The organism is Micromonospora humida (assembly GCF_016901255.1).
Classification (GTDB): Bacteria; Actinomycetota; Actinomycetes; order Mycobacteriales; family Micromonosporaceae; genus Micromonospora; species Micromonospora wenchangensis.
Genome location: NZ_JAFEUC010000003.1, coordinates 182,382 through 196,932 on the forward strand (window position 1 = coordinate 182,382; position 14,551 = coordinate 196,932).

Here is a 14,551-nt window from a genome sequence, read left to right on the forward strand (position 1 = left end):
CCCCACGTGTCCCCGCGCCGACGTCTACTGGACCGGACAGCAGACGTCCTCGCGGGGGTACGGGGTGTCCGACAGCACGCAGGAACAGCTCCACCGGCTCCGGTCACTGCGGACCGCCGCCGGACTGACCATCGGGGAACTCGCCGCCCGGTCCGGGGTGAGCGCCCGCACCATCGGCGGGATCGAGCGGCACACGATCCGCCGCCCGCACCCCGGCACCCTGCTGGCGCTGGGCGCCGCCCTGGGGCTGCACGGGCCCGACGCCGGCCGGCTCGGCACCACCGACGAGCAGGTGGGCGGGGTCACCGGGCTGCCCGGGGTGACACCCCACTTCACCGGCCGCCACGCCGACCTCGCCTGGCTGACCGCCCGGCTGGGCCACCGCCACGCGGTGCAGCTGATCGGCCTGCCCGGGGTGGGCAAGACCGCGCTGGCCGTCCAGGCCGCCACCCGGCTGGCCGACCGGTTCCCCGACGGGGTGCGCTTCCTCGGCCCGGTCGGGGACGCCACCGCCGCCACGATCGCGCGACGGCTGCTGCCGGCCGCCACGACGGCGTCGACCGGGTCGGACCCGCAGGCCGTCGGGGCGTACCGCGACCTGGTGCGCGCCCGGCGGATGCTGGTGGTGCTGGACGGCGTCCGGGACACCCGCCAGGTCGGGCCGTTGCTCCCCGCGGACGCCGCCGCCGTCACCCTGGTCACCGGCGGGCAGCCGCTGGCGGGGCTGCCGGAGGCCGACCGGTGGCTGGTGCCGCCGCTGCCGGCCGCCGACGCGCGGGCCGCGCTGACCGCGCTGGTGCACGGCAGCGGCACTCCCGCCCCGGCCGTGGCCGAGCTGGCCGCCTGCTGCGCCGGTCTGCCGCTGGCCCTGCGGGTGACCGCGAACCGGCTGCTGACCCGGCCGCAGTGGAGCGCGCAGTGGCTGATCGACCGGTTGACCCGACCGGACCGGGTGCTCGGCGCGCTGGTCGCCGGGGACCTGTCGGTCCGCGACGCCTTCGAGCGGGCGTACGCCGGGCTGCCGTCGCCGGCCCGGCGCGCCCTGCGGCTGCTGCCCCGGCTGGTCGGGCCCGCGCCCGCCGAGGCGGGTTTCCTCGATCTGGCCGAACGGGGCTGGCTCACCCCCGGCCGGGACCACCGATACCGGCCGCATCCGCTGGTCAACGCCTTCGCCCGGGTGGTGCCCGGCACCTGACGCTCAACCGGCCCCGGACAACTCGGCGAGCAGGTCCCCGGCCCGGCGGGCGAGATCCGGGTCGTCACAGTCGTCGGCCAACCCGATCGCCCGCGCCAGGTACGCCGGGGCCGACCGGGTCGCCCCGGTACGGCGCAGCGCCTCCACCAGCTCCACCAGGGCCAGCGCCTCGATCGCCGGCATCGCGGTCGCGCGCAACCCGGACACCGCCTCCCGCCGGACCGCGACGCACTCCGGCCACCGGCCGAGAGCGGCGAGGTCGTCGCCGATGCGCCGGCAGGTCAAGGCGTCGGTGGAGGCCCGGGCGAAGGCCGCGATCGGGTGGTCCGGATCGCGCAGCAACCGTCGCGTCCGCTCGTGCACCCGCAGCGCCTCGGCGGGCCTGCCCAGCGCCAGCAGGGAGGAGCCGAGCGAGGCCATCGCCTGTGGCAGCCCCTCCGGGTCGGCCGCGCGGCGCAGCATCACCCACGCCCGCTGCCGGTGCCGCAGCGCCGCCGCGTGCTCGCCCAGCCCGGTGTGGCCGCTGGCGGCGTAGAGCAGCGCCCACCCCTGCTGGGCCGGATCGCCCGCGCGGACGGCCCGCTCCAGCGCCCGGGTGGCGGTGGCGACGCTGCGCGCGTACTCGCGTTGGCAGATCGCCTGCGCCCAGGACAGGTAGTTGAGGTGGACCGCCTCCGTGCGGGGATCACCCAGCCGGGCGGCGGAGCCGGCGGACAACCGGAAGACCTCCGGCCAGACGTCGAGGTGCACCCGGCTGTCGGAGAACCAGTGCAGCGCGTCGACGGTGTCGACCACCTGCCCGTGCAGGCCCTCGGCGGCGGCGGACCGCAGCGCCGCGAACCAGTTGCCCCGCTCGGCGTCGAGCCAGCCGGCCGCCGCCGTCCGGTCCGGGAACTCCGTCAGCGACGCCGGTCCACCCGGCTCGAAGTGCTGTCCGGCGGCCGTGGTGCGGGCCAGCCACCACCGCAACAGGGTGGTCCGCAACGCACCGGTCGTCGCCGGCTCCTCGGCGGTCATCCGGTCGGCGGCGAACTCCCGGACCAGGTCGTGCAGCCCGTACCGGTCCGCCGGCACGGCGGCCACCAGGCCGCTCTCGACCAGGGCCTCCAGCCGTCGCTCGGCCTCCTCGACGTCGGCGTCGCCGACCACGGCGACCGGCTCCGGGCCGAAGTCCGGGCCGGGCACCAGGGACAGCCGCCGGAAGGTGCGCCGCAGGTCCGCCTCCAGCCGCCGGTACGATAGGCTCAGCGCGGTGTGGATGCCGGCGGCCCCGGCGTCGATCACGGTGAGCCGGGCCTGCTCGCCGGTGAACCGCCGGTTCAGCTCCCCCACCGACAGCCCCGGCTCGTCGGACAGCCGTTGCCCGGTGACGCGCAGGGCCAACGGCATGTGCCCGCAGTGCCGGGCCAGCTCCGCCCACCCGGTCGGGTCGGCGTCGGCGTCGGGCGCGGCGATGGCCCGCAGCATCGCGGTCGACTCCTCGGCCGGCAACGGCTCCAGGGACAGCCACCGGGCGACGTCCAGGCCGCTGAGCCGTCGCCGGCTGGTGACCAGCACGAGACCGGGCCCGGCCCCGGGTAACAGCGGCCTCGCCTGGGCCTCGTCGGCGGCGTTGTCCCACACCACCAGGGCCCGGCGCTGGCAGAACACCGACCGGTACGCCGTGGCCCGCTCGTCGAGCCCGGCGGGAATCCGCCGCTCCGGCACACCGAGGGCGCGCAGCAGCAGGTGCAGCGCCTCGCCGGGCGGGGTGGGGACGTCGTCCATGCCGCGCAGGTCGACGAAGAAGCAGCCGTCGGGGAACTCCGGGGCCAGGTCGGCCGCGGCCCGTGCCACGAGGCCGGTCTTGCCCACCCCGGCCGGCCCGGTGACGACGACCACGGTGGCCTGCTGCCGGTCGCCCGACGGCCGACGCGCGGCGTCGCCGAGGGTACGCAGCGCCGCCGCCCGCCCGGTGAAGTGGCACGGTGGGGCGGGTGGCTCGCAGCCGGCGGGCCGGTCGGAGGTGGCCTCGTCCAGCCGGCGACGCGCGTCGTCCGGCACGTCGAGGACGTCACACAGGACGGTCAGGGTACGCCGCTGCGGGCGACGGACCCGGTCGCGTTCGATGTCGCTGATCGCCCGGACACTGACCCCGCAACGCTCGGCGAGCCCCTCGATCGACAGGCCCGCCGCCAGCCGGTGGGCCCGCAGCACGGCGCCCAGCGACGGCCGTTCGGGTGTGCTCGGTATCGGGTTCACCGGGCACACCCTCACAGATGGCCGACCCGCGATGCCACACATAGACCAGTGACTTACCGCATGGTCCGGTCATCGACCACTTCGCCGCCACGTCTGGTATTCGTCGTCGAGCGGCGCGGCGGTCAGCTCCGCAGGCTCCACTGCTGGTTCTGTTGCCCGTTGCAGGCCCAGAGAACGAGTTTGGTGCCGTTGGCCGTGGACGCGTTGGCAGCGTCCAGGCAGAGACCCGACTGCACGCCGGTGATGGTGCCGTTGGCGTTGACGTTCCACTGCTGGTTGGCACCCTCGTGACAGTCCCAGATGATCACCTTGGTGCCGTTGCCGGTGCCCTGCCCGGAGGCGTCGAGACACTTGCTGCCCGAGACCTGGAGTTGCCGGCCCGCCGTGCGGGTGAAGCGCTGCGCGGTCCCGCCCGTACAGTCCCACAGCTGGACCTGCGTGCCGTTGGTGGTGCTGCCGTTCGGCACGTCGACACAGCGACCCGACTGGGTGCCCACGAGTTGGACGCTCTGCCCCGGGTTGCCGCCACCGGCCGGAGCGTATCCCGCCGCGGCGATGTTCGCCTGCACCGCGTCCTCCGTGGCCGGCGACGGGTAGCCCGAGGTCAGCACGCCCTCGAAGAAGGTACCCCGGCCGGAGACGCTGTTGTCGCCGCCGATGCCGAGCAGAATCGCGCCCTCCTTCTTCATCGGGTGGTATCCGTTGGGCCGCCGCCCGTCGAAATAGGTCGTCAGGCCGCCCGACTGCGCGTTGCCACCGCGGATCGCCCAGTGGTTCGGCTCACCTTTGACCATGGCGGTCACGAAACGGTGGTTGATGGACGCGATGTTGTTGTAACCGGCGTTCACCCCGGAGAACAACCCCCACTCGAGATCGGCCATGACCCACGGGCCGGCGCCGGCACCGTATCCCCACTGCTTGTTGGCACCGAAGTAGACCGTCTCCATGATGGCCGGTGAGTCGGCCTGGCCGTCGGTCTGCGCATTGCCGTAGTCGAAACAACACCACTGGTTGTAGTGCGTGCCGTCGACGACGGCGTAGATGCCCTCGGGCTGGTCACCGGTGGCGACGCCGTTGGTGTTGTTGTTGCGGTAGCCGGTGCCGGGCGAGACGTAGACGCCGTACGCCTTCTGGCCGCCGACCGTGATCGGGGCCGCCTTCGCGTCGGCCAGGTTGTCCCAGCCGCCCGGCGCGGGGCCGGGCCAGTAGCCGCCGGGCGCCTGGGTGAGGCGGTTGTTGCGGCCCGACTGGTCGTAGATGATCGTGATCACGCAGCTCGTGTTGGCGCAGAAGGAGTCCTGGGTGGCGGCATCGACGACGCCACCCGCGCTCAGCACCCCGACGTCCCGGGTGGTGCTGTCCGACGTCCGGCGTACCTGGTACAGCGGCCCGTTGTACGCGCCGTACAGGGCGCGGGTCGTACTGTGCGCGGCCACGCACGGCGTACCGCCCGAGGCGTAGATGTCGCACGGGCCGGTGGTCGCGGCCCGCGCGCCCGGCGCGTCGGCCATCACGGAGCCGCCGCTGACGACGGCGAGGGTCGCCATCGTCGCCACGGCGATCGTCATACGACTGGGCCTTCTCTTCACCTTCATCGAATCCCTCTCCGGAACGGTACGGGTGCGGTGGTGGCCGCCTCCGGCACGGCTGCGCTTCACGTCCGAACGACCGGGTGGTACAGAACCGATCCGTCAGCCGCGCCCACTCCTGACATAAAACGTCAGATCTTTAACATTAACTTCCGTCGATATATTGCGCTACCCCGCAGGCCCTGTCCGCCCCGGCCCGCGCCCCACGCAACGCCGGGCATCGGCGGATTGCCCCCGGGGGGTGGCGACGGAACTGTTCCCGCCCCGTGGGGAATTGCCGTACGGCTATGCTCCACGGGAAACACGACGCATTCCCGCGTCGGTGGCGGAATTCGGCTTGAGGGCGGGCATGAACATCGGGGAGATCGCCCGGCGGGCCGGAGTGTCCCGCAGCACCGTGTCCTATGTGTTGAGCGGAAAGCGGGCGGTGTCGGCGACGACCCGGCAACGGATCCAGGCGGTCATCGACGAGCTGGGATACCGGCCGAACGCCAGCGCCCGCGCGTTGAAGGAGGGGCGCACCCGCACCCTCGGGCTGGTGATCCCGCCGGCCAACCAGCGTCTGACCGACATGCAGCTCGGCTTCGTCGCCAGCGTCGTCGAGGCGGCGGCCCGGCACGATCTGGACGTGCTGTTGTCCCCGTCCGGCGGCGACCACGACCGGTCCTTCGAGCGGATCGTCACCGGGCGGCGGGTGGACGGGGTGGTGCTGATGGAGATCCGGCTGACCGACGAGCGGGTGACCCGGCTGACGACGGCGGGAGTGCCGTTCGTGACGATCGGTCGGACGGCCGACCCGCACGCAATGAGCTGGATCGACGTCGACTACGCGACGTTGATCTCCCGCTGCGTGCACCACCTGGCCGACCTGGGACACCGCCAGGTGGCCCTGGTGAACCGGTCCGCCGAGCTGGTCGCGGCGGGTTACGGCCCGAGCCACCGCGCCCTGGCCGGCTTCCGGACGGCGGTCGCCGAGCGGGGCCTGACCGGCGTCGACGTCTGCTGCGGCGACGACACGCCCTCCGGCGAGGCGTGCGTGGCGCACCTGCTGGCGGCGCATCCGGAGGTCACGGCGGTGGCCACCATCAACGAGGCGGCGCTGCCCGGCATGCAGCGGGCGTTGAGCGGTGCCGGCCTCTCGGTGCCGGGCGACTTCTCCGTCACCGGAGTCGCCGCCCAGCACTGGGCGGAGGATTTCCACCCCCCGCTGACCGCCGCCGACGTGCCGATGCGCCAGATGGGCGCCGAGGCGGTGTCGCTGCTGCTGGAGCTGATCGCCGCGCCCGGCGGCCCACCCCGGCACCGGCTCTACGCGCCACCCGTCTCGCTGCGCTCCAGCACCGGACCGGTCCGACCCCGCTGACCCGGCTCCGACCTCCCGCAGCCGCAGCCGTCCCGGTCGCGGGCCGGGGCAGCCGACACGCCGCGCGCCGGACGCCCCTGCGCCGGGACCCCGCCCTGCCGGGCCCGGCGCGGGGTTCACGCGTCGCACGGCCCCGGACCCATCGACGCTGCCCGGCGTTCCTGCTGCGCGGCGGCCAGGCTGAGATAGCTGCTGGCCGTCCAGGTGTACGCCCGGTCGCGCAGGCCCGCACCGGTCTCGGCGTCGAAGTTCTCGGCGAACCCGGACCTCTCGCACAGGGCGAGGAACCGCCTGCTGATCTCGTCGGCCAGCGCGGTGTGCCCGGCCCGGCGCAGCCCGTCCTCGACCAGCACGGTGGAGGGGGCCCAGATGGGGCCGCGCCAGTAGCCGTCGGCGAGGTAGTGCGGCGAGTCGGTCGGTTCGGTGGCCAGCCCGTGGGTCGTCAGGTGGGCCGCGACGCCCCGGGCCAGCGCACCGGCGACCGGGGCGGGCAGGTCGTCGCCGAGGATGACGGGCATCAGGTCGAGCAGGCTGCGGCTGGCCCGGCGTCGCCCGGTGTGCGGGCTGCGGGCGGTGAAGCGTTCGCCGTCCCACAGGTCGCGCAGCAGCGCGGCATGGACCCGGTCGGCCTCGGCCGACCAGCCGGCGGCGGGCCCGCCCAGCTCGGTGGCGAGGTCGGCAAGGCAGCGCAGTTGGCTGACCAGGAGGGCGGCCAGGTCTGCGGTCTCCAGGACCCGGCCGTCGTCGAAGGTGGTGGCGTTGTCCCAGCCGCTGTCGTTGCCGTGCTGGTAGTGGGGCAGGTCGCTGCCGGGGGCGCGGCGGGCGTCCAGCCAGAACCGGGTCCACCGGGCCAGCCGGTCGTACGTCTGGGCCAGCACCGCCCGGTCCGGCGGGGTGGGCAGGCGGCGGCGCAGTTGGCCCAGGGCCCAACCGTGCACGGGTGGCTTGACGAAGTTGTTCAGCACCTCGGAGTGGGTGACCGAGTCGGGCAGTGCGCCGGCGGCGTCCTGGTGGTCGAACGGCAGGTGGAACTGGTGCCAGGCCAGGTCGGGTTCGCCGGCGGCCAGGGCGATCGCGTTGAAGCAGTGGTCCCAGCTCCACACCTTGTCCATCCAGTGCTTGGACATCAGCACGGCCGGTCGGGTGACGAAACCGCCCGGCTCGACGGTGGCCGACCACAGCACGTACGCGGCCAGTTCGGCGGCGGGGGTGTCGACGTCGCGCCAGGGGGCGACCGCGTCGACGAAGGCGGCGAACTCGGCGCTGCGCTCGCGGTACAGCTCGTCGAAGGTGCCGGTCGGCCGGTAGGGGGGCCGGGCGGTGGCGTACTCCTCGATCGCGATCTCCCAGGGCCGGTCGGCGGGGAGGTCCAGCCACCGGTCGGCGACGCCGAGCGCCTCGACGCCCACGACGTCGTGCAGCGGCGCGGACAGCCCGGTGACCCGGTAGCGGCGGCCCGTCTCGTAGGAGGTGAACACGGCCGAGCCGTCGACCGGGTCGCGGTAGAGGTAGGTCCCACTGAACGGGGTGAGGGTGCCCGCCGCGGCGGCGATCCGCAGGCCGAGCCCCCGGCCCCGCAGCCGGAGGGTGTCCGGCCCCTGGTAGCCGACGTCGATCCGGCCGTCGCCGTCGCGCCAGGTGAGCAGCGCGGGGGTGGCGGCGACCGTGGCGTCGGCGTGCGGGGTCAGGCGCAGCACCGGGTGCATGCCGGTCTGGTGGGAGACCAGGTGCAGGTCGTCGGCGTACGTCTTCTCGGCCACCACCGGGGAGATGTCGAACCAGGAACCGCGGTAGCTGAACGGGACGTCCTGGAGGGAGAACTCCGGGCCGGACGGTGCGACGGTCATGTCGGGTGACGCCCTTTCGTGGTTCGGGTGGTCAGCCTTCGACGGTGCCACGTCGGACCACCGGCGGCGGACGACGGAACCGAAGCCTCGAATCGATTCGAACGAAGATAGGTCCGCCCGCGCCCGGTGGTCAAGGACGACCCCTGCCGGTCCAGGCCAGCAGGTGCTCCTGGCTGGCCGGCAGGCAGATCATCTGCGGAAACATCCCCTTCACCACACCGTCATTACATTGACATCCTTCATCATCCCGCTCTACGATCCCTTGCGAATCGATTCGCATGCGAAGCCCTCCCGGAGAGCGTCCCCACGCCCCACAAGGAGCCGCCGTGAACATCCCGTCCCACCGCCGGCCCGGACGAGCCCGCGCGATCACCACCCGCATCGCCGTCGGCCTGCTCGCCGTCGCCGCCACCGCCGTCGCCGCCACCGCCGTCGCCGCCACCCCGGCCCGGGCCGCCGACGAGTCGATCAGCGTCAACTTCGCCAGCGCCGACGGCACGCCGACCTACCGCGCCTCCGGCTGGATCTACGGCATGACCGAGAACGCCAGCGGCCCGGCCGACCACTTCTACCGGGACGTCAAGTTCCAGTACATGCGGGCCGGGGGCGCACAGCTGCCGGGCAGCGGCTGGGTCGGCGGAAACTACGACCGCCGGTGGAACTCCACCCTCGCCCAGGCCCGCCGGACCGCCGCCCTCGGCGGTCAGTTCATCATCCTGCCGCACGACCTGTGGGGCGCCGACGGCGCGGGGATCTCCCGCTTCCCCGGCGACAACGGCAACTGGACCGACTACGACAACTTCCTCACCCGGCTCATCGGCGACGTCCGGGCGGCCGGGCTGCGGGTGCAGTGGGACATCTGGAACGAACCCAACATCACCATCTTCTGGAACCGCCCGATCTCCCAGTACCTCGAACTGTGGCGACGCACCTACCAACGGCTGCGGGCGGAGTTCCCCGACCAGCTCATCGTCGGGCCGAGCTGCGCCTGCGTGCCGTCGACCAACCACGCGTTCTGGAACCAGTACCTGGACTTCGTCCGCTCCACCAACACGGTGCCGGACATCGTCAGCTGGCACTCGCTGCCCGGCGACCCGGTCGCCAACGTCGCCGCGGCCAACGCCACCCTCGACGCGCGCGGCATCGCCCACCCGCGGCCGTACCAGATCAACGAGTACGGCGCGTCCAACGAGCAGAACCCGGCGGACGGCGCCTGGTACGTCGCCCGGCTGGAGCGGGCCCGCGCGGACGGCCTGCGGGCGAACTGGGCCAGCGCCGGCAACCTGCACAACGACCTGGGCAACCTGCTGGTCCGCAACGCCGCCGGCCAGCACCAGCCCAAGGGCGAGTGGTGGGTCTACCGCTACTACGCCGCGCAGACCGGTCAGATCGTCGCGGTGACCCCCAGCCCGTCCTACGACGCCTTCGCCACCAGGACGACCGGGACGGCGAGGGTGCTGGTCGGCGGCGGTCGGACCACCGGCAACCTGACGGTCAACCTGCAACGGCTGGACGCCACCAGCGGCATCGTGCAGAACAACCAGGTGCGGGTGCTCACCCAGCGCATCCCGTACAACAACGGCGGCGCGGTGCAGGGGCCGGTCACGGTGTCGAACACCGTGGTCACGCTGACCAACAACGCCGCCTCGGTGACCCTGCCGTACGGCAACCAGAACGACACGTACACCGTCACCGTGCTGCCGCCCACGGAGACCGGCTTCACGTCGGTGGCGGTGGCCCAGCACTCCCAGCAGTGCCTGGACAACACCGGCTCGGGCACCACCGACGGCAACCCCCAGCAGCAGTTCCCCTGCGAGGGCGGCGACCAGCAGGTGTGGAACTTCCGGCCGGTCGCCGGGGTGGCCGACACGTACACGGTGGTCAACCAGCAGAGCGGCAGGTGCCTGGACGTCAGCGGGGCGTCCACCGCCGACGGCGCGGCAGTCGACCAGTGGACCTGCCAGAACGGCCCCAACCAGCAGTTCACCCTGCGCCGGGTGACCTACGGGGGCAACGATCCGCACGACTACCAGCTCGTCGCCCGGCACAGCAACAAGTGCGTCGACGTCAACGGGGTCTCCACCGCCGCCCAGGCGCGGATCCTGCAGTGGACCTGCAAGCCGGTCAGCCAGAGCAGCCCGCTGAACCAGACCTGGCGGCTCTGGGGCCGGTGACACCGCCGGCCCGTGCGACCAGGGCCGGACACACCCCCCTTCAAATTGATTTATGTCACTGTCTTGGGTGATCCTGGGAGGGCTGGCGAACCGATTCGCCGCCACCACCCGAGGGCGGGTCCACCCGGCCCACCCCGTCGACGCACCAAGGAGCCGCCCCGTGCGCACCCCGTCCCCGAACGGACCGGTCCCCGGTCCCGTCCCCCGGTCCCGCCGCCGACACCGGCTGACCCTGCTGGTCGGCGCGCTGGCCGGCCTCCTCGTCATCGCCGGGGCCACGCCCGGCCTCACCGCGCCGGTCGCCGAGGCCGCCGCTGCGGCGATGGCCGCCATCGAGCCGGGACAGAGCACCCGGATCGTCGGCACCGCCTCCGGGCGCTGCCTCGAGGTCCCCAACTCCAGCACCAGCAACGGCACCCAGACGCAACTGTGGGACTGCCAGGGCGGGGCCAACCAGACCTGGACCTGGACGGCCAGCCGCCAGCTCACCGTGTACGGCAACAAGTGCCTGGACGCCAACGGCCGGGGCACCACCGCCGGCACGGCGGCGATCATCTGGGACTGCAACGGCCAGACCAACCAGCAGTGGAACGTCAACGCCAACGGCACCATCGTCGGGGTGCAGTCCGGCCTGTGCCTGGACGCGAACGGCAACGGCACCGCCAACGGCACCAAGATCCTGCTGTGGACCTGCAACGGTCAGGCCAACCAGCAGTGGACCTCGCCGACCACCCCGCCCACCACCGCCCCGCCGACCACGCCGCCGCCGACCACTCCCCCGCCCGCCGGCGCCCTGCCGTGCGACATCTACGCCGCCGGCGGCACCCCGTGCGTGGCCGCGCACAGCACCACCCGGGCGCTCTACGCCGCCTACACCGGCAACCTCTACCAGGTACGCCGATCCTCGGACAACACGACCCGCAACATCGGGCTGACCGGCACCGGCGGCACCGCCAACGCCGCCACGCAGGACTCGTTCTGCACCGGCACCACCTGCGTGGTGACTGTCGTGTTCGACCAGTCCGGCCGCGGCAACGACCTGTGGTACCAGGGCTCCAGCGTGGTGCCCGGGTCGCCGCAGAGCCGGCCGGCGGTGGCGACCTCGGAGTCGCTGACGGTGGGCGGTGCCAAGGCGTACTCGCTCTACATCAACCCGGGCAACAGCTACTGGCGCGACGGTCACCTGACCGGGGTGCCGACCGGGTCCGCGCCCGAGGGCATGTACATGGTCACCAGCGGCACCCACGTCAACAACGGCTGCTGCTTCGACTACGGCAACAGCGAGACCACCCGTAAGGCCGACGCCGCCGGCGCGATGGACGCGATCAACTTCAGCAAGCAGTGCTGGTTCGGCGGCTGCTCCGGCTCCGGCCCGTGGGTGCAGGCCGACCTGGAGTGGGGCCTGTTCCCCGGCGGCAGCAGTTCCTGGAACCCGAACCAGCGGGCTTTCACCAGCAAGTTCGTCACCGCCACCCTGAAGAACAACGGCACCTCGCGCTTCGCCATCAAGGGCAGCGACGCCCAGTCCGGCAGCCTCTACACCCTCTACGACGGCTCGCTGCCGCCGGGCTACAGCCCGATGAAGAAGCAGGGCGCGATCATCCTGGGCAGCGGCGGGGACTGCTGCAAGCCCGACGGCGGCGCGAACCTCAGCGCCGGCACCTTCTACGAGGGGGCGATGGTCGCCGGCTACCCGTCGGACGCCACCGAGAACGCGGTGCAGGCCAACATCACCGCCGCCGGCTACCGCTGATCGACCACACGTCGTCGCCGCGCCGGCCACCGTGGACGGTGGCCGGCGCGGCGGCCGGCGATGCCGGATGCCGGTCGGGCGCTACCCGGCCGGCGCGCCGAGGCGGTGGTCCAGGGCGGTGTGCCGGCGGCCCGCGCCGACGGTACGCACGGCGGCGGACAGCGCCCGGCGGGAACCGACCAGGACGACGAGTTGCCGGGCCCGGGTGACGGCGGTGTAGAGCAGGTTGCGTTGCAGCATCATCCAGGCGCTGGTGGTCAGGGGTACGACCACCGCCGGGTACTCCGAGCCCTGCGAGCGGTGGATGGTCATCGCGTAGGCGTGGGCCAACTCGTCCAGCTCGTCGAACTCGTAGTCGAGGTTCTCGTCCTCGTCGGTGCGGACGGTGAGGGTCTGTTCCTCGGGGGTGATGGCGGTGACGATGCCGAGGGTGCCGTTGAAGACGCCGGCCTGCCCCTTGTCGTAGTTGTTGCGGATCTGGGTGACCTTGTCGCCGATGCGGAACACCCGCCCGCCCATCCGCCGCTCGGGTTGCCCCTCGCGGTGCGGGGTGAGCCGCTGCTGCAGCAGGGTGTTCAGGGCGGCGGCACCGGCCGGTCCCCGGTGCATGGGGGCGAGGACCTGCACGTCGCGACGCGGGTCGAGACCGAACCGGGTGGGGATCCGGGTGCAGGCGACGTCGACGGTCAGCGCGGCGGTGGCCTCGGTGTCCTCGCAGGCGAACAGGAAGAAGTCCGGCAGGCCGTCGAGCAGGGGCGGTCGGCCGGCGTTGATCCGGTGCGCGTTGGTGATCACGCCCGACTGGGCGGCCTGACGGAACACCCGGGTCAGCCGTACCCGGGGAACGACCGGCGCGGTGAGCAGGTCACGCAGCACCTCCCCGGCACCGACACTGGGCAACTGGTCGACGTCGCCCACCAGGAGCAGGTGCGCCCCCGGCGGCACCGCCTTGACGAGCTTGTTGGCCAGGATCAGGTCGAGCATGGACGCCTCGTCGACGACGAGCAGGTCGACGTCGAGGGGATTGTCCCGGTCGTGCACGGCCTCCCCGCCGGGACGCAGTTGCAGCAGCCGGTGCACGGTGGCGGCGGGGTGCCCGGTCAGCTCCGACAGCCGTTTCGCGGCCCGCCCGGTCGGCGCGACCAGGGTGATCCGGGCCTTCTTCGCGGCGGCCAGCGCGACGATGGACCGTACGGTGAAGCTCTTGCCACAGCCGGGCCCGCCGGTGAGCACCGCCACCTTCGCCGTCAGCGCCAGCCGCACGGCGTGCTCCTGCTCGGGGGCGAGGTCGTTGCCGGTGACCGCCCGCAGCCAGGCCAGCGCCCGGGGCCAGTCGACGTCGGTGAAGTGGGGCAACCGGTCGGCCCGGTCGTGCAGCAACCGCAGCAGGGAGCCGGCCAGCGACTGCTCGGCACGGTGGAACGGCACCAGGTAGACCGCCGGCACCGGCTCGCCGTCGTCGCCGGGCAGGAACTCCCGGACCACGCCCTCCTCGGCGATCAGGTCGTCCAGGCAGCGGGTGACGAGATCACCGGGGACGTCGAGGATCTTCGTGGCGTCGGCGACGAGCGCCGGGGCGGGCAGGTAGCAGTGGCCCGAGTCGGTGGCCTCGGACAGGGTGTACCGCAGGCCCGCCATCACCCGCTGCGGGCTGTCGTGCGGGATGCCCACCGCCTGGGCGATGGTGTCGGCGGTCTTGAAGCCGATGCCCCACACGTCGGCCGCCAGCCGGTACGGCTCCTTCGTCACCACCTCGATCGAGGCGTCGGCGTACTGCTTGAAGATGCGCACCGCCAGTGACGTGGACACCCCGACGCCCTGGAGGAAGACCATCACCTCCTTGATGGCCTTCTGCTCCTCCCACGCGGCGGTGATCTTCGCGGTGCGTTTCGGTCCGAGCCCGGCGACCTCGACCAGCCGGGCGGGTTCCTCCTCGATGATCCGCAGGGTGTCCAGGCCGAAGTGCGCCACGATCCGCTCGGCGAACACCGGCCCGATGCCCTTGACCAGGCCGGAGCCGAGATAGCGGCGGATGCCCTGGATGGTCGCCGGCAGCACCGTGGTGTACGAGTCGACCTCGAACTGCCGGCCGTACTTCGGGTGCGACGACCAGCGTCCCGACAGCCGCAGGCTCTCCCCGGGCTGCGCGCCCAGCAGCGCGCCGACCACGGTCAGCAGGTCGCCGCCCCGGTCGGTGGCGACCCTGGCGACGGTGTAGCCGGTCTCCTCGTTGACGTAGGTGAGCCGTTCGAGGACCGCGTCCAGGGTGGCGAACGGCGGGCGGGCGGGGGCGGTCACCCCCTCATCGTGCCGGGTGCCCGGCGCGCCCCGTGCACCACCCGGACGCCGACCGGCGTCCTCCCCCGCCGGGTGGGCGGGGAAGGACGCC

At 73.1% G+C, this 14,551-nt stretch carries 8 protein-coding genes; 4 read left to right on the forward strand and 4 right to left on the reverse strand.

The features are described 5' to 3' along the window. Positions 1-64 precede the first annotated feature (64 nt). Positions 65-1,195: a helix-turn-helix domain-containing protein gene (locus tag JQX11_RS07810; RefSeq protein ID WP_204924310.1), complete on the forward strand. Its 1,131-nt coding sequence runs from the start codon at positions 65-67 to the stop codon at positions 1,193-1,195. A gap of 3 nt (positions 1,196-1,198) precedes the next feature. Here JQX11_RS07810 and JQX11_RS07815 read toward each other — a convergent pair whose 3' ends face one another. Both JQX11_RS07815 and JQX11_RS07820 read right to left on the reverse strand, forming a co-directional pair. After that, entirely contained in the window at positions 1,199-3,436 is a 2,238-nt protein-coding gene (locus JQX11_RS07815; RefSeq protein ID WP_204924311.1) for an ATP-binding protein, read from the reverse strand. Between the two features lie 122 nt (positions 3,437-3,558). After that, positions 3,559-5,004, reverse strand: coding sequence for an arabinofuranosidase catalytic domain-containing protein (locus JQX11_RS07820; RefSeq protein WP_232377465.1), 1,446 nt, complete (start codon positions 5,002-5,004; stop codon positions 3,559-3,561). 370 nt (positions 5,005-5,374) lie between these two features. On the opposite strand from JQX11_RS07820, the gene JQX11_RS07825 reads away from it, so the two are divergent. Continuing rightward, positions 5,375-6,388: a LacI family DNA-binding transcriptional regulator gene (locus JQX11_RS07825; RefSeq protein ID WP_204924313.1), complete on the forward strand. Its 1,014-nt coding sequence runs from the start codon at positions 5,375-5,377 to the stop codon at positions 6,386-6,388. Between the two features lie 116 nt (positions 6,389-6,504). Here the strand turns inward: JQX11_RS07825 and JQX11_RS07830 are convergent, their stop codons facing one another. Next, positions 6,505-8,235, reverse strand: coding sequence for an amylo-alpha-1,6-glucosidase (locus JQX11_RS07830; protein WP_204924314.1), 1,731 nt, complete (start codon positions 8,233-8,235; stop codon positions 6,505-6,507). Between the two features lie 326 nt (positions 8,236-8,561). Here JQX11_RS07830 and JQX11_RS07835 point away from each other — a divergent pair, with 326 nt between their 5' ends. Further along, positions 8,562-10,409: an RICIN domain-containing protein gene (locus tag JQX11_RS07835; RefSeq protein WP_204924315.1), complete on the forward strand. Its 1,848-nt coding sequence runs from the start codon at positions 8,562-8,564 to the stop codon at positions 10,407-10,409. A 160-nt stretch (positions 10,410-10,569) separates the two neighbouring features. Beyond that, a complete protein-coding gene (locus JQX11_RS07840; RefSeq protein ID WP_204924316.1) occupies positions 10,570-12,162 on the forward strand; it encodes an arabinofuranosidase catalytic domain-containing protein in 1,593 nt (530 codons plus the stop codon). Between the two features lie 81 nt (positions 12,163-12,243). Here the strand turns inward: JQX11_RS07840 and recD2 are convergent, their stop codons facing one another. Then, positions 12,244-14,460, reverse strand: coding sequence for an SF1B family DNA helicase RecD2 (recD2, locus tag JQX11_RS07845; RefSeq protein WP_204924317.1), 2,217 nt, complete (start codon positions 14,458-14,460; stop codon positions 12,244-12,246). Positions 14,461-14,551 lie beyond the last annotated feature (91 nt).